Here is a 16,775-nt window from a genome sequence, read left to right as displayed (position 1 = left end):
GTTATACTAACCCAATAACCGAATAATCTAACCTTCTTGTTGAAGGGTAATGTGCTAAAAGAGTGCTATATCAGTGCTAGATCAGTGCTAGATCAGTGCTACATCTCCCACTTTTTAAAAATGGATTGTTTTTTTTTCAGGAAGGAAAGAAAGGGTTTTAACGTATTCCGATTTGTCGTATTTAGGAGAAATCTTACGTCTTTTTTAATCGTTAACAATTTGATTTATAATAAGTAATCTCTTTCCTTGCAATTTTCTTATTTTTACACCCGAATATAAATCTTAATCTATGAAGCAACATTATTTTTTCAGCCTTATTCTTTTCTTCTTCACTTTTTTGGGCTCTAATGCACAAAATAATGCGATTAATTTAGCTACCAATTCGGCATTTACGATTTCCGGTTGTAACGGATGTCCGCAATTTCCACTTAATATAACTTCGTTTACCTTTGAGTATGACTTTTATTTGAATTCAGCGAGCGATGGTAACGGTAGATTCCTATGCGCGCCAGGTATTTCTTCAGTTGCAAAACCGATTGAATTTTATGTTGATGCTTCAGGAGTATCGGTTTTAAAATTGGGTAATGGTACTACTTTCGAGACCATTGCCGGCACTCCTTCGTTTGCTGTTGGACAATGGTATCACGTTGCATTTGTAGTGAACAATACCGCTACTAAAAGTATAAAAATGTATGTCAACGGAATTCAAGTATTGGATGCTGTTTTTACACAACCTATTGAATTTTATGATAATAATTCTAATTATACGAGAATAAATCTTGGTTCATTTAGTGGTACTAATAATTGTAAATTCGATAATTTACGAATCTGGAACGATTTACGAACCAGTACAGAGATCTTTGACAATTATTCTAGTTGTGTAAGTAACACTGAACAAGGATTGGAATTGGATGTGAATTTTGACGGTTCCAACAATGGTGTAATTCTCAATAGAGCGGTAAACTCAACCTATAAGCACGGTTTTGGATATGGAAATTTTTCTTTTGTTACTGGCTCAGGTTGTAGTACAACTCCTGCACATCCACCGATTACTGTAACAGGAAATTATGCGGGTAAATATTATTATTCAGGAGAAGTAAACGGTAAACCTCGTTATGCTACAGACAATGACCTTGACTGTAGTTTTTTTACTGCAGAAACTAGCTGTACTTTTCCGGAATCCTATGAAATAGTATGGGATAATAGTGCATGGGTTTTAAAACCAGTAGGTTGTGTTTGGTTGTTCACTTCCTGTGAAAATGTTGCCAGTTTTAATCCAGATAATTATGGGACGAACTCGGCTACTCTTCCTTTTGGACCATGTGACGGCTGGGTTTTTACTGATACGAATGCAAGTAGTACTTTTTCTTCTGATGAATGTACTGCATTAAATACCGATAATTTTACTTCCAAAGAGTTATTGGTTTATCCGAATCCTTCTAAGCATAGTTTTACATTGAATTTTAACGAAGCATTAAAGGTGGAAATATTTGATGTACTTGGTCAATCGATTTATAGCTCTAATTTAAATTCTGGAACGAATTTAATCGATTTGAGTCGCTACTCGAAAGGGATATACATCTTACGAGCGGTTACCAGTACTGGAAATGTAAAAACAATCCAATTGATAAAAGAGTAATTGGTACAATAGTATAAAAAAGGAGGTCAATAATTTTGACCTCCTTTTTTAGTTTCGTAACCAGCAATCTTCCACGTGGTCGTTCACCATTCCGGTGGCTTGCATATGTGCATAAACTACTGTGGAACCCACAAATTTGAATCCGCGTTTTTTCAAGTCTTTACTTAGTTTGTCAGAGATTTCGTTCGTTGCCACCACATCTTGTGAGGATTTAGGTTTGTTGTCTATCGGTTTACCACCTACGAAGCCCCAGATGTAGTTGGAGAAAGTTCCAAATTCCTGCTGTACCTTTATGAAAGCCTGCGCATTGCTGACCGTAGCTTTGATTTTGAGTCCATTTCGAATAATACCAGCATCTTCTTTTAAAGCCTCCATTTTGGTTTCGTTATAAGCAGCTACTTTTTTATAATCGAAATTGTCAAAAGCTTTTCGGAAGTTTTCGCGTTTGGCCAAGATGGTGTACCAGCTTAGTCCAGCCTGGAAGGTTTCCAGAACCAGAAATTCGAAGATAGTTGCATCATCATACACCGGTTTACCCCATTCATTATCATGATAGTTGCGGTATAAATCGTCTTTTTCACACCAACCGCAGCGTTTTTTTTCCATATTTTGTGTCTTTGGTTACCAATTGAATTTTGAATTAATCGTAAATTTACATCAAATTATGATGGAAATGAAAACGGAAATTGCGCAGTGTTTTTTGAATAGCTATTCGTATCCCGAATATCGTGAGAGAGTTTCTAACTTACTGGCGGAAGGAAAATCGTCGGGTAATGAACAAACGGAAGAATTGTTGCATTACAGTCAATTGAATGAAACCCGCATGAATCGTTTGGACAAAACGATACAGGTTCCTGATGAGGTTGTTCATAAAATCCAGTTACTGAAGAAAAAGTACATTTGGTTGACGTTGACAGAAGGCTGGTGTGGTGATGCGGCACAAATTGTTCCTATCTTGTTTAAAATGGCATCTGTATCGGACCGCATACAGTTGAAATTGGTCTTTAGAGACGAGAATGAGACATTAATGAACCATTTCCTTACCAATGGCAGTAAATCAATCCCTAAAGTCATTATTTTGGATGCTGAGACTTTAGAAGTAAAATCGAGTTGGGGACCACGACCAGAGGGAGCCACCCATCTTATCAAAAGTTACAAAGCGCAGTATGGTGTGGTGGATGAAACGGCTAAGACGGAATTACAACTTTGGTATTTGAAAGATAAAGGTTTGAGTACCCAAATGGAGTTGGCCAATTTGTTAGAGCATTTAGAGCATTTGGGGCATCAGAAGCTTTAAAATATCCGTACATAACCACCTATACTAAAGATTACAGTTGATGTTTTGTTGTTAAAATTAAAGTTGTATTCAGACAGTTCAATTAAAAGACCAACATCATCGTAGCTTTCAAAAGACAAGTTTATCCTACGATATCGGCCTTGCATATCGCCGCGTCCTATGGCGTAACCTCTTCCATAACCCAAATTAAGGGCTATTCTGCTTTTTTCATCCCTAAAAAAAGGACTAAGACGTAAATTTCCAAAAACAGGTACCGCCACTAATTTAAGTTTTAATCGAATGTCGATGCCGGTATTGACGCTAATTCCAAGCCATTTGTTTTTTTGTAGCCCTACACCATATTTTAATCCCAAACTATTTGGAATGAATAATGGCTTACTCTCGTCATCCTCTGTCATTGGATTATCATCCTCATCATTAATACTAAAAGATGTTGTTATCTCAAACTGTTTAAAAACAGGACTTATCGGTTTGGTTCTTTCGTATTTCGGTTTTATGGAGTCTTTAAGGCTTAAACCATAAGGTATTGTGTCTTGGGAAAAGACGAGTGTTGATAAAAGTAAAAAAAGAAATAAAAACTTATTTTTCATTTTTTGGTATCAATTTATCAAATGCTTCAGGAGTAACCGCTTCTTCAACCGAATAATCGCCAATTTTGGTTCGGCGTAATACTGTTAAATGCGCTCCAGATTGCAAAGATAAACCAAAATCATAAGCTAACGAACGAATATAAGTGCCTTTGCTGCATTGCACTCTGAAATCGATTTCAGGTAGTGCAATACGGGTAATTTCAAATTCGTAAATAGTGGTTTTTCGTGATGCAATTTCCACTTCTTCACCGGCACGGGCGTGTTCATACAAGCGTTTTCCGTCTTTTTTTATGGCTGAAAACACCGGTGGTTTTTGATCGATTTCCCCTAGAAACTGATGTACAGTCTCCTGAATTAGTGTTTCGGTGATATGTTCTGTTGGGAAAGTGGCATCAATTTCGGTTTCCAAATCGTAGGAAGGAGTTGTAGCACCAACCATTATTGTTCCGGTGTATTCTTTGGTTTGAGCTTGAATTTCGGTAATTTTTTTGGTGAATTTCCCCGTACAAACGATCAATAGCCCGGTCGCCAAAGGATCTAAGGTGCCGGCATGACCAATTTTAAATTTCTTTGGTAAGCCTAATCGGTTTTTTAGCGCGTACTTTAGTTTGTTGACAGCTTGAAACGAACTCCAAGTCAGTGGTTTATCAATCAGTAAAACCTGACCGTTTAATATATCTTCCGCAGAATACAAAGTAATAATTATTTAAAATAAGTGAAATAGAAAAGTAGTAGAGTACCTGCAATAATACGATACCAGCCCCACGGTTTGAATCCGTATTGTTTGATAATACCGATAAAAAATTTGATAGCGATAACAGCTACTATGAAAGCAACCAGATTTCCCACCAAAAACATGGTGATGGTTTCTTTGGATTGTAGAATTAATTCATAGCCTTTCATTTGGCTGTGCTCGTAAGTTTTGATCAGTACCGAATAACACGTAACGGCCAACATGGTAGGAACGGCTAAAAAGAAAGAAAATTCAGCGGCAGCATGTCGGCTCAATCCTTGTTGCATTCCGCCAATGATAGAGGCTGCACTTCGGCTTGTTCCCGGCATCATTGCTAAACATTGCCAGAAACCAATAGTTACCGCTTTTTTGATTGAAATTTCTTCTTCGGTAGCTACAGTTGGGTTTTGGAAGAACTTATCAATGAACAATAGGATAATTCCGCCTACAATCAAAACAATAGCAATAGGGATGGGATTGCCTAAAACGGCTTCGATCTTATCATCGAATAATTTACCTAAAACCAGGGCTGGAACCACGGCACATGCTAGTTTGATAAAGAAATTCCATTTCGAAAAATCGAAGAACTTTTTCCAGTATAAAGCAACAACAGCCAAAATAGCCCCAAATTGAATGGATACTTGGAATAATTTCACAAAATCATCTTCTTGTATACCAAAGTACGAACTGGTAAATATCATGTGTGCAGTAGAAGAAACCGGTAAATATTCGGTTAGGCCTTCTACTATAGCGATAAGTATGGCTTGTAGGATATCCATAGACACGTCTTAAATTTCAGTGGAGCGTTTTGGTCAAGAAACCAAACCAATCACTGTAATTATTTAGTTTTTTTAAAGATCGAATATATTGTAATTCCAAATCCAGCCAAAACCATTGTAGGCGCTAATCGGATTCTTCTGAAATTAAAAATATCAGGATTGAACACTTTCGGATCATCGCTTCCACCGCCAGTCATTAGTATGAAACCAATGGTAATAACCGCTAATCCAATTAAGAGAAATTTATAATTGATCTTTTCGAAAAGAAATTCATTTTTTTTATCTTCCATCTAACTCTATTTTGTGTTGTTTTCTATTGCCTTTTGCCATTTTGGCTTAGGTTCTCGAAGTCACGTTTTATTTTAATACAAATCGTCTGTTCTTAAATTCAAGAAACGTTGTGTAGCAAAATGGGTGCTTATCCACGTTATTAGTACTCCAACTCCGAAAACACCTAATAAAATCATGATGATGGAGAATTTGTCTTCCATGATGCCTAAGTTTGGAAAATTAGAATCAACATAGAACAATACACCCAGTAAGGCGATGATGGCCACACCAGCACCAATCATACCCAGTCTTACGCTTCTCCAGATGAATGGTTTTCTGATGAAAGCTTTTGTAGCTCCCACCATTTGCATTGTTTTGATGATAAAGCGGTTGGCATATATCGATAATCGTAATGAACTATTGATGAGTAAAACAGCAATTACCGTTAAAAATCCACTGATGATTAAAATCCACATACTGGCTTTTTTCACGTTTTCGTTCACCATTTTTACCAACTGTTTGTCGTAAATGATGTCCGAAATCAATTTGTTTTCTCTTAGTTTGGCTTCGATTTTAGCAATACTGTCGCTTTCCACATAGGCTGCTTTGATATGGATATCGAAAGAGTTTTGTAATGGGTTTACGCCTAAGAATTCCATAAAATCCTCACCAATAATATCCGAATGGGTTTTTGCGGCTTGTTCTTTGGTTACAAAATCAACGGTTTTTGCAAATTTCGTTGCTTTAATACTATCGCCGAATTTTTGTAATGTAGTGTCTTGGGCTTCATCTTTGAAATAGATAGACATCGCAATGCCTTCTTTGAAATCATTAGACAGTTTTCTAGAATTTACGACAAAAAGTGCCAATAAACCCAACATAAAAAGTACTAAAAACACACTCAATACCACAGAAAAATACGACGTAATTAATCTGCGTTTTTGAAATTTTTCAAAAGATGAACTCATACAATAAAATTATTTGGGGTAAAAATAACAAAGAATTTCTTTATATAAAGTTAATAACGCTCAAAGTTTCATGTTTCTTATAATAAATGTAAATTTATAAGCCGTTTTATCCTCGGAAAATTAAAAAATAAAGCAAAACAGACAAAAAATGGAATACAGAATCGAAAAAGATACCATGGGTGAAGTAAAGGTTCCTGCGGATAGATATTGGGGTGCGCAGACCGAACGTTCTCGAAATAATTTTAAGATTGGTCCTTCGGGATCTATGCCTAAAGAAATCATTGAAGGATTTGCGTATTTGAAAAAAGCGGCGGCGTTTGCCAATTGTGATTTGGGCGTACTTTCTTCAGCAAAAAGAGATGCTATAAGCGCGGTTTGCGATGAACTATTGGCTGGAAAATTAGACGATCAATTTCCTTTGGTAATTTGGCAAACCGGATCCGGAACACAAAGCAATATGAATGTGAATGAAGTGATTGCCAATCGGGCTCAGGTTTTGGCCGGAGATAAGATTGGGGAAGGAGATCCAATCATCAAGGCGAATGACGATGTGAATCAATCGCAATCCTCGAACGATACCTTTCCAACAGCAATGCACATTGCCGCCTACAAAATGATTGTAACAACTACGATACCAGGAATTGAGCAATTGCGTGACACACTGCGAGCCAAAGCAGAAGCCTTTACCACTATCGTAAAAATAGGACGTACCCACTTGATGGATGCTACTCCGTTAACTCTGGGTCAGGAGATTTCCGGTTATGTGGCCCAGTTGGATTACGGATTGAAAGCTCTTAAAAACACCCTACCTCATCTTTCGGAAGTGGCTTTGGGTGGAACAGCCGTTGGTACCGGATTGAATACTCCGAAAGGGTATGACATGAAAGTTGCATCGTACATTGCGCAATTTACAGGTCATCCTTTTGTGACCGCTCCCAATAAATTTGAAGCTTTGGCTTCGCACGATGCCATTGTTGAAACACATGGCGCTTTGAAGCAGTTGGCTGTTTCCTTGAACAAAATAGCCAATGATATCCGAATGTTGGCTTCAGGTCCGCGATCGGGTATTGGTGAAATTCTTATTCCCGAGAATGAACCGGGTTCCTCTATCATGCCGGGTAAAGTCAATCCGACCCAGTGTGAGGCACTCACAATGGTATGTGCGCAGGTATTAGGGAATGATGTGGCAATTACTGTGGGAGGAATGCAAGGACATTACGAGCTGAATGTTTTCAAACCGGTTATGGCGGCAAACTTCTTACAGTCGGCGAGATTGTTGGGCGATGCCTGTGTGTCTTTTGATGCACATTGTGCCCAAGGTATCCAACCCAATCATGCCCGAATCAAAGAATTGGTTGATAATTCATTAATGTTGGTTACGGCTTTGAATACCAAAATAGGTTATTATAAAGCCGCAGAAATTGCACAAACTGCCCATCAAAACGGAACAACACTAAAAGAAGAAGCCATCCGCCTCGGTTATGTTTCTGCCAAAGATTTTGACGCATGGGTCAAACCCGAAGACATGGTGTGAATTAAGGAATTGCTTTAAATGAACTTAATAGCCTTCAAAATTTCCAGTTTCTTATAATAAATGTAAATTTGCGACTTAAATTTTAAGTGCGGAAGGACTTTGCGACTTTCCACTTTGAAACTTTGTAACTCTTAAGATGAAATACTTTCACGAACAAATCGAAGCCAAATGGCAAAAGTACTGGGCAGACCATCAAACGTTTGCTGCTGCAACTAATTCTGATCAACCGAAATACTATGTGTTGGATATGTTTCCTTACCCTTCAGGGGCTGGGCTCCATGTGGGGCATCCGCTGGGTTATATCGCTTCGGATATCGTAGCGCGATATAAAAGACACAAAGGATTCAATGTGTTGCATCCACAAGGATATGATTCATTTGGTTTGCCAGCAGAACAATATGCTATTCAAACTGGTCAGCATCCTGAAAAAACCACTAAGGAGAATATTGCCCGTTACCGTGAGCAATTGGATAAAATTGGTTTTTCTTTTGATTGGAGCCGAGAAGTACGTACTTCCAATCCAGAGTATTATAAACATACCCAGTGGATTTTCATCCAGTTATTTGAATCATGGTATAATAAAAATACCGACAAAGCTGAAGATATCTCAACTTTGACGGCTATTTTCGCAACGGAAGGAAATGCAAATGTGCATGCCGTTTGTGATGACAACATTGCTCTTTTTTCAGCTTCGGAATGGAATGCTTTTTCTACAGAACAACAACAAAAAATACTGTTACAATACCGTTTAACATATTTGGCAGAAACCGAAGTAAACTGGTGTCCGGCATTGGGAACGGTTTTGGCCAATGACGAAATTGTGAACGGAGTTTCAGAACGTGGAGGACATCCGGTTATTCGTAAAAAGATGACCCAATGGTCGATGCGTATTTCAGCTTATGCAGAACGTTTGTTACAAGGATTAGAAGCAATTGATTGGACCGAATCATTGAAAGAGTCACAACGCAACTGGATTGGAAAATCGGTGGGTGCTGCGGTTACTTTCCAAGTGAAAGATCACGATGCGGTGATTGATGTGTTTACCACGCGTCCTGATACCATTTTTGGTGTCACGTTTATGACATTGGCGCCGGAACACGAATTGGTTGCCAAAATCACTACTCCTGAGCAAAAAGCTGCTGTGGAAGCCTATATTGAAGCGACTGCAAAACGTTCGGAAAGAGAAAGAATGGCCGATGTGAAAACTATTTCAGGTGTATTCACGGGCGCTTATGCCGAGCATCCATTCACTAAGGAACCAATTCCGGTTTGGATTGGAGATTATGTATTGGCAGGATATGGTACCGGAGCTGTAATGGCAGTACCATGTGGTGATGAGCGTGATTATGCGTTTGCGAATTTCTTTAAAGGAACGAACGGCATGCCAGTCATTAAAAATATTTTTAACCAAGATATTTCAGAAGCGGCTTTCGGAGAAAAAAGTGGTTTCGAATTGGTCAATTCTGATTTCTTAAACGGATTGGATTATAAGGCGGGTACGAAGAAAGTTATTGAGGAATTGGAAAAGATAGGCGCAGGAACGGCCAAAGTGAACTACCGTTTGCGTGATGCTGTTTTCTCGCGTCAACGTTATTGGGGAGAACCATTCCCAGTATATTATGTGAACGGAATGCCTCAAATGATTGCCAAAGAACACCTTCCAGTTGTATTGCCGGAAGTGGAGAAATATTTGCCAACTGAAGACGGGCAGCCACCATTAGGAAATGCAACGGTTTGGGCTTGGGATACGATGAACAATCAAGTCGTGAGTAATGAATTGATCGATCACGTCACTGTATTTCCATTGGAATTGAACACTATGCCAGGTTGGGCAGGATCGTCTTGGTATTGGATGCGTTATATGGATGCACACAATACAGATGAGTTTGCAAGCCAAGATGCCTTGAAATACTGGGAAAATGTGGATTTATATATTGGTGGAAGCGAGCACGCAACCGGCCACTTGTTGTATTCGCGTTTCTGGAATAAATTCTTAAAAGACAAAGGTTTTGCGCCTACGGAAGAACCATTCAAAAAACTGATCAATCAGGGAATGATTTTGGGGAATAGTGCGTTTGTATATAGATATGAATATGGAATTGGAATAGAAGCCGAAAATCAAAAGAGAAAAGTTGTTTTTGTATCTAAAAATTTAATCGAAAAAGCAGTTAAAGAAAATTTAATGTTTGATGATTTAAACGAACAAGCAAATAAATTTCACTCCGAATTAATATCGACTCATAAGGTTATTGTAAGTTCACCGTTGGAATGGAAATATTTTACCCCAATCCATGCTGATTTATCAGTAATCAATGATATTACGAATGAATTGGATATCGAGAAATTCAAGGCACATCCATTGTATGCGGATTATGCCAATGCAGAATTTGTATTGGAAAACGGAAAATACATAGTAGGCCGTGAAGTCGAGAAAATGTCCAAATCAAAATACAACGTAGTTAATCCTGATGATATCTGCGAACAGTACGGAGCCGATACGTTGCGTTTGTACGAAATGTTTTTGGGACCATTGGAACAAGCGAAACCATGGAATACAGCTGGTATTACCGGAGTTTCAGGATTCCTGAAAAAACTATGGCGTTTGTACTTCGATGATAATGGTTTGATAGTCATTAATGACGAACCGACTGCTGAGATGTACAAATCGTTACACAAAACCATCAAAAAGGTAACTGAAGATATCGAGAATTTCTCTTTCAATACTTCAGTATCACAGTTTATGATTTGTGTAAACGAACTGGCGCAGCAAAAGTGTATTCACAGAGCTATTTTAGAACCGTTGGCTGTTGTAGTTTCACCTTATGCGCCGCATATTGCTGAAGAACTGTGGAGTGCTTTGGGTCATGAAGGATCGATTTCGACCGTGGCTTTTCCTCAATTTGAAGAAAAATACTTAGTGGAATCTGAAAAAGAATATCCGGTATCTTTCAATGGGAAGATGCGTTTCACGATTAAATTGCCATTGGACTTGACAGCGGCTCAAATTGAAGCAATCGTTATGGCCGATGAACGAACTCAAAATCAGTTACAAGGAAGAACTCCTAATAAAGTGATTATCGTTCCTGGAAAGATTATCAATTTAGTAGGATAGGTTTTCTATTTACTATAAAAATCCCAAATTCCCATTCTGACAAGATCAGAGATCGGGAATTTGGGATTTCTTTTTTTAGCGTTTCAGGGTGAAATGCGCTTTGAAGGTTTTCGGGATTGCGTTCGCGTCGGAATAATGTACTACGAACCAGTAATCGGTCGAAGGTAATTCTTTTCCATTGTAGGTACCGTCCCAGCCTAATCCACTTGGTTGGATCACTTTTAAAAGTTTACCCATACGATCAAAGATTTCGATTCTACTTTCCGGTTGGTCTTGGAGTGCTTTTATGTTCCAAGTTTCGGTGAAACCATCCCCGTTGGGAGTAAAAAATTTAGGGTAGTCAACCAATAAAACGTTTTCCGTTATACTTCCACAAGCATTGGTTACTGTAATTATATGTTCACCTGGTTTTACATTGGTAAATACATTATTGGACTGTGGTGCACCATTGTCTAGTTGGTAATTGTAATTTCCTGCAGGTAGCACTTCAATTTTAATTGAAGTTTGCTGAGCGAAATAATCGGATTGTGTTACGGCTATGGCAATAGGTTCGTTTTCAAGGTTCACGATTGTTTTGCTCATATCAGATTCACATCCGAGTGTTGTGCTCCTGTCTTTTGTAATTACACCGTATTCGGCAGGAAGTGTTACTGAAAGGTTGTTTTGCGTTGCATTGGGAATAATTGTCGCAATTCCCGATTGAATCGAATACCATTGAAAGGAATAGGTAGCAGGATCCAAATAGGTATTGATAACGAATGGAACTAGAGCATTGTTTTTGTCTTTGCAGATACTACCGCCAGCCAAAATTGGTTTTGGGAGTGGTACAATGGTTACTGCAATTGGACTTCTTTGGCTTTCACAACCCACGGTTTGTGTTACGTAGTACGTAGTCACTCCTGGATTAGAAGTATTGGGTGTTGGAGCTGTTGTACTTCCTGTTCCACCGGTAGGTGTCGAATACCATAATAGGTTGGATCCGGTAGCTGTTAGCGGAGAAGCAGATTGATTTTGACAATAGCTTACAGTTGAAGTAGTTACTGGTGCTGATGGAGCACTGCCAACCATTACGGAGATAGCTGCTCTGGCACTTTCACAACCATTCGTGTTTTGGGATACATAATATGTTGTAGTTCCAGCAATGGAAGTATCAGGTATTGGAGCAATTGTGGTTCCCGTTCCTCCGGTAGATGTTGTATACCATAAAAGTGTAGTTCCTGTTGCCGATAAAGCTGAAGCCGTTTGGTTTTGGCAATAGTTGACGCTAGGTGTTACTGTTGGCATTGCAGACGGTGCTTTTACCTCAACGGATATTGCAGTCCTCGGGCTTTCACAACCTGCAATAGTTTGAGAAACATAATACACGGTAGTTCCTGCAGTCGTAGTAGACGGAGTTGGAGCTATAGTGCTTCCTGTGCCACCGGTTGGTGTAGTGTACCATAAAAGGTTCGTTCCTGTTGCAGTTACTATATTGGACGTTTCATTAAGGCAATAACTTAAAGAAGATGTTGCAGCCGGTGATTGCGGTTGAGCATTTACAGTAACTGTGATAGCACTTCTTGGACTTTCACAACCCACGGTTTGCGTTACGTAATAGGTGGTGGTTCCTGAAGTTGATGTATTAGGAATTGGAGCCGTTGTGTTACCTGATCCTCCAGTAGGTGTTGAATACCATAACAAGCTGTTTCCCGAAGCGGTCAGTGTTGAAGGAGTTTCATTTTGACAATAAGTGATTTGCGGCGTAACAGAAGGAGCTACAGGTGCGTTGTCAACAATTACGTTGATAGCTGCTCTGGCGCTTTCACAACCATTCGTGTTTTGGGATACATAATACGTTGTGGTTCCGGCAATGGAAGTATCAGGTATTGGAGCAATTGCAGTTCCCGTTCCTCCCGCAGATGTTGTATACCATAAAAGTGTAGTTCCTGTAGCCGATAAAGCTGAAGCCGTTTGGTTTTGACAATAGTTGACGCTAGGTGTTACTTTTGGCATTGCAGACGGTGCTTTTACCTCAACGGATATTGCAGTCCTCGGGCTTTCACAACCTGCTACGGTTTGTGAGACATAATAGGTGGTTGTTCCTGTAATAGAAGTGTTGGGTGTTGGTGCACTTGTAGATCCTATGCCACCGGTTGGTGTAGTATACCATAAAACATTGGTTCCCGAAACAGACAGTGCCGAGGCAATTTCGTTTTGACAATAGAAAGGAAAAGGGTTAGGTGTAATAGGTTTGCTGGTCCCATTGAACTCATAAGCACCCATATCAGTAGCACTACCTAAAATTCTATTGGTGTTGTCCAAATCGGTTACAGTACCACTGATGATGTAAGCATTATTACCTGCATCAATACATTGGCTTCCGCAAGAAAGACGGTAATCTCCTCCAGAATTTAATCCGATGGGTAATGGATTGATAAATAACGGATTTTGATTGCTATTGGTCGCTGTAATGGGTAATCCAAAATTGATAGTGTTGTTTTTATAATCTATAGTCGAAGTCACATATACAGTAATATCAGGATAAGAATTTCCCCAAAGTATCGAGTTGTATACTTTGTGTGAATTTCCAAATAAATGGACAGCTCCCATTGAATTGCTATTATTTCCAGTGACTGTAATATGGGATAAGGTAATATTGGCATTGTCAGAATAGATTGCACTACCCATGTTTCCTGTAAATAGTGAGTTAGAAATCGTGGCACTTGGAGCATCAATATAAATCCCGCCTGTATTTCCTTGTACAATTAAGTTTCTCAAATACCGATTACCAGAAAATCTTTGGAAAATATAGATTCCACCAGGATCTCTGTAGGAAGTATTGTTAATGATTTTAAGATTGGAATAATTGCTTGAAGAATAAGCATCATCAAAGATTCCGGCCGCATCTCCACTGTTGGAAATATTTTCCTCAACCACTAGGTTATCAAAGTTATTATCTGCTGCTCCATGGCTATAGATTCCACCTCCTCTTTTAACACAATAGTTTTTTCGAACGATAAGATTTTTAAACGAATTAACAATTGCATAGGATGCTATTCCGGCACCTTCATCAGCATATAATGCTGTTGAACGAATTAGAATAAAGCTATTGCTAAAGTCGTCTGCCCTTCCGTTTTGAACTATAAATCCATCGAGGGTTGCAGAAGTGTTTCCCAATATTACAACATGGTAGCAGTTGTCTAGATTAGAGTTATTACCAATATCTCCATCTAAAATCGTTTGATTTGTATTCCAATCTCTTTGATTCAGTAGTGTTTCATTACCAATAAATCCTCCGTATAATTTTACATTCGTTAAAACAGTAAATGAATTTTTTCTATTGTTGGGATCTACGGTATTTAAATTATCGGCGGGTCGTGTTGGGAAATAGGTTCCTTTGGCAACCCAAATTTCATCACCGTCAGCAGCATTGTTTATTGCGTTTTGCAAATCGGTATAGGCATTGATCCAAGAAGTACCATTATTGCTTCCTGTTGCAGCATTGTTTACGAAGATTGTATTGGCAAGAGTTAGGTTTGAAAAAAGTAGTATAAGTGTCAGGTATAATAGTTTCCTCATTTTTGGCTACGTAGGTTTTTTATTGTTTTGAATGCAAATCTATAAATTATCTAAAAAAGGACAGTAAAAATGTCATAATGACATGTTTTAAAATTGGTTCAAAATTTGTAGCTTTAGTATTAATTAATTGAATTTTATTATGTTAGGATATTATATTATAATCGGAGGAATTGCTTTGTTAAGTTGGTTAGTGAGTAATCGTTTACAGCGTAAATTTGATCATTATTCCAAAATAGCATTACGCAATGGGATGAGTGGAGCGGAGATAGCTGAAAAAATGCTCGCGGATCATGGGATTCGTGATGTTAAAGTAATCTCGACACCAGGAAGATTGACGGACCATTATAATCCTGTGGATAAGACAGTCAATTTGTCGGAAGCGGTTTACAATCAACGCAATGCGGCTGCGGCTGCGGTTGCGGCCCATGAATGTGGCCACGCCGTTCAACATGCTACTGCTTATAGCTGGTTAACGATGCGTTCGAAATTGGTACCTTTGGTGAATGTATCATCAACATTGTCACAATGGTTGATTATGGGTGGTTTGATATTGGGAATTGCTTCTCAAGGTTTGAATTTAGGTTATATAGTTGCCGTTATCGGTTTGGTTTTAATGGGTGTAGCTACGGCTTTTTCATTGATAACATTACCTGTTGAGTACGATGCTAGTAATCGTGCCTTGGCTTGGTTGAAAAACAAACATATGTTAGGTCAGGAAGAATATGCCGGTGCTGAAGATGCTTTGAAATGGGCTGCGAGAACTTATTTGGTAGCGGCTATTGGTGCAGTGGCTTCGATGTTGTATTGGGCGATGCAAGTTTTCGGCCGACGCGATTAATTTTAAACGTATACAAATACAAATACGAATACAAATCCCAAATTCCAAGAATGGAGTTTGGGATTTTTTTTGGACACTTTATAATTGTATTTGTCTCTCAATTTGTTGGTCAAGGGAGATAAAGGTTTCGGTTCTGGAAACACCTTCAATCGCCTGAATTTTTGTATTGAGCAAGTTCATTAAATGTTCATTGTCCTTACAAATGATTTTAATTAGAATACTCCAATTTCCAGTGGTGTAGTGACATTCCAATACTTCGGGAATTTTTTTCAACTCACGAACCGCTTCAGGATTACGTGCGGCCTTGTCAAGATAAATACCCACAAAAGCCATGGTGCTGTAACCCAAAACCTTATTGTTTACCGTAAATTTTGAACCGGAAATTACTTTGGCTTCTTCCAGTTTGCGTAGTCTTTGATGAATGGCAGCCCCCGAAATACCAATCTTGTTGGCGATTTGTAAAATGGGTTTTCGAGCATCATCCATCAGGTAGCGAAGAATCTCTTTATCTATACCGTCAATTTCTATTTGTAGATGATTTATTTTCATAGGAATAAATTAAAAGCAATTTTATGATTAAATATTTACCGAATGTCCACTGGACATTCTCCTCTTAATATCAAATCGTCAATTTCAATCTGTAAGTGATTTATTTTCATGATTTAAAATTTGATAGTTAAAAGTACAAATTTTGTTTGAATTGATAATGTAGTATTGAAAGTCGTGAATTGTGTTAAAATTGGCAATAAAGCAATAAAAAGAAATAGGTTAACGTTTCATAATCAACCTACTATGTTTAATCTTCAAATCAAAAAGAAATGAATACACTAAAAAAACTATTGCTTTTTGCGGTTTCCTTTATAGGAATTGCAATGGCACACGGACAGGAGAATGCCACATCTAATCGCATTGCTACTCAGTTTGACTATATCTTGCAAAAATCGGAGAGTTATCAGGATTTAAAAATTGTCAAGCGAAAATTGATTGAGAGTTTACAACGGGATGTGTTGGGATCTCTTTCAAAAATTGAAACGGAATTGAATAGTTCCAAAACCACGCTGTCTGAACAGCAAAGTCAAATTCAAAGTTTACAAGCAAAAATGACAAGTTTGAATGCTGCACTTTCGACCTATACGAATGCTGGTCCTACAGTTACCTTTTTGGGCATTGAATTCAATCAGAAAGTTTTTGCCACGACATTTGCACTGTTGCTTTTCGGGTCGGTAGCCTTGGTGTTGTTTTTTGCGTTACGGTACAAAAAATCGAATGCAGTTACCGCGCACTCAAAAAGTGTTTTAGCCGAATTGGAAGAAGAATACCAAAACTACAAGCAGAAATCGATTGAAAGAGAACAGAAAATAAGTCGGTTGTTACAAGATGAGATTAATAAGCAAAAGAATAGCAAAGCATTGAATGCCTCATAAAAGAAAAGCCTATTTCATTTGAAATAGGCTTTT

At 38.4% G+C, this 16,775-nt stretch carries 14 protein-coding genes; 6 read left to right on the top strand and 8 right to left on the bottom strand.

Annotation, left to right across the window (positions count from 1 at the left end):
- The first annotated feature begins 289 nt into the window (after window positions 1-289).
- On the top strand, window positions 290-1,639 hold the full coding sequence (locus tag ACFO7M_RS04025; protein WP_379734155.1) for a LamG-like jellyroll fold domain-containing protein: 1,350 nt from the start codon (window positions 290-292) through the stop codon (window positions 1,637-1,639).
- Window positions 1,640-1,687: 48 nt separating this feature from the next.
- Here the strand turns inward: ACFO7M_RS04025 and ACFO7M_RS04020 are convergent, their stop codons facing one another.
- Window positions 1,688-2,245 (bottom strand): DNA-3-methyladenine glycosylase I, encoded by a 558-nt coding sequence (locus ACFO7M_RS04020; protein ID WP_379734153.1) that lies wholly within the window; start codon window positions 2,243-2,245, stop codon window positions 1,688-1,690.
- 67 nt (window positions 2,246-2,312) lie between these two features.
- On the opposite strand from ACFO7M_RS04020, the gene ACFO7M_RS04015 reads away from it, so the two are divergent.
- Window positions 2,313-2,936: a thioredoxin family protein gene (locus tag ACFO7M_RS04015; protein ID WP_379717847.1), complete on the top strand. Its 624-nt coding sequence runs from the start codon at window positions 2,313-2,315 to the stop codon at window positions 2,934-2,936.
- On the opposite strand, the gene ACFO7M_RS04010 is transcribed toward ACFO7M_RS04015, so the two are convergent.
- The 5 genes from ACFO7M_RS04010 to ACFO7M_RS03990 all read right to left on the bottom strand — a co-directional run bounded on the left by ACFO7M_RS04010 (window position 2,933) and on the right by ACFO7M_RS03990 (window position 6,276).
- On the bottom strand, window positions 2,933-3,526 hold the full coding sequence (locus ACFO7M_RS04010; protein ID WP_379717849.1) for a hypothetical protein: 594 nt from the start codon (window positions 3,524-3,526) through the stop codon (window positions 2,933-2,935). The genes ACFO7M_RS04015 and ACFO7M_RS04010 overlap by 4 nt on opposite strands.
- The gene (gene truB / locus ACFO7M_RS04005; RefSeq protein ID WP_379734151.1) at window positions 3,516-4,220 is read right to left on the bottom strand and encodes a tRNA pseudouridine(55) synthase TruB; all 705 of its coding nucleotides are present in this window, start codon (window positions 4,218-4,220) and stop codon (window positions 3,516-3,518) included. The genes ACFO7M_RS04010 and truB overlap by 11 nt, the downstream gene beginning before the upstream one ends.
- Before the next feature lie 8 nt (window positions 4,221-4,228).
- Entirely contained in the window at window positions 4,229-5,038 is an 810-nt protein-coding gene (locus tag ACFO7M_RS04000) for an undecaprenyl-diphosphate phosphatase (protein ID WP_379734149.1), read from the bottom strand.
- A 59-nt stretch (window positions 5,039-5,097) separates the two neighbouring features.
- Window positions 5,098-5,328 (bottom strand): DUF3098 domain-containing protein, encoded by a 231-nt coding sequence (locus tag ACFO7M_RS03995; protein ID WP_379734147.1) that lies wholly within the window; start codon window positions 5,326-5,328, stop codon window positions 5,098-5,100.
- A 72-nt stretch (window positions 5,329-5,400) separates the two neighbouring features.
- Window positions 5,401-6,276 carry a cell division protein FtsX gene (locus ACFO7M_RS03990; RefSeq protein WP_379717857.1) on the bottom strand — a complete coding sequence of 292 codons (876 nt, stop codon included), beginning with the start codon at window positions 6,274-6,276 and terminating at the stop codon, window positions 5,401-5,403.
- A 148-nt stretch (window positions 6,277-6,424) separates the two neighbouring features.
- Between ACFO7M_RS03990 and fumC the strand changes: the two genes are divergently transcribed.
- Both fumC and ACFO7M_RS03980 read left to right on the top strand, forming a co-directional pair.
- A complete protein-coding gene (fumC, locus tag ACFO7M_RS03985; RefSeq protein ID WP_379734145.1) occupies window positions 6,425-7,810 on the top strand; it encodes a class II fumarate hydratase in 1,386 nt (461 codons plus the stop codon).
- Between the two features lie 136 nt (window positions 7,811-7,946).
- Window positions 7,947-10,922 carry a leucine--tRNA ligase gene (locus ACFO7M_RS03980; protein WP_379734143.1) on the top strand — a complete coding sequence of 992 codons (2,976 nt, stop codon included), beginning with the start codon at window positions 7,947-7,949 and terminating at the stop codon, window positions 10,920-10,922.
- Between the two features lie 75 nt (window positions 10,923-10,997).
- Here the strand turns inward: ACFO7M_RS03980 and ACFO7M_RS03975 are convergent, their stop codons facing one another.
- Window positions 10,998-14,480 (bottom strand): T9SS type B sorting domain-containing protein, encoded by a 3,483-nt coding sequence (locus tag ACFO7M_RS03975; RefSeq protein ID WP_379734141.1) that lies wholly within the window; start codon window positions 14,478-14,480, stop codon window positions 10,998-11,000.
- A 139-nt stretch (window positions 14,481-14,619) separates the two neighbouring features.
- On the opposite strand from ACFO7M_RS03975, the gene ACFO7M_RS03970 reads away from it, so the two are divergent.
- On the top strand, window positions 14,620-15,318 hold the full coding sequence (locus ACFO7M_RS03970; RefSeq protein ID WP_379717865.1) for a zinc metallopeptidase: 699 nt from the start codon (window positions 14,620-14,622) through the stop codon (window positions 15,316-15,318).
- 78 nt (window positions 15,319-15,396) lie between these two features.
- On the opposite strand, the gene ACFO7M_RS03965 is transcribed toward ACFO7M_RS03970, so the two are convergent.
- Entirely contained in the window at window positions 15,397-15,867 is a 471-nt protein-coding gene (locus ACFO7M_RS03965; RefSeq protein ID WP_379717867.1) for an Lrp/AsnC family transcriptional regulator, read from the bottom strand.
- 269 nt (window positions 15,868-16,136) lie between these two features.
- Between ACFO7M_RS03965 and ACFO7M_RS03960 the strand changes: the two genes are divergently transcribed.
- Window positions 16,137-16,742 carry a hypothetical protein gene (locus ACFO7M_RS03960; RefSeq protein WP_379717869.1) on the top strand — a complete coding sequence of 202 codons (606 nt, stop codon included), beginning with the start codon at window positions 16,137-16,139 and terminating at the stop codon, window positions 16,740-16,742.
- The last annotated feature ends 33 nt before the right edge of the window (window positions 16,743-16,775 follow it).

This window comes from Flavobacterium sp. GCM10023249, assembly GCF_042653365.1.
GTDB lineage: Bacteria > Bacteroidota > Bacteroidia > Flavobacteriales > Flavobacteriaceae > Flavobacterium.
The sequence above is the reverse complement of the archived record's forward strand: the minus strand, read 5'-3'. Positions and strand labels throughout refer to the sequence as shown.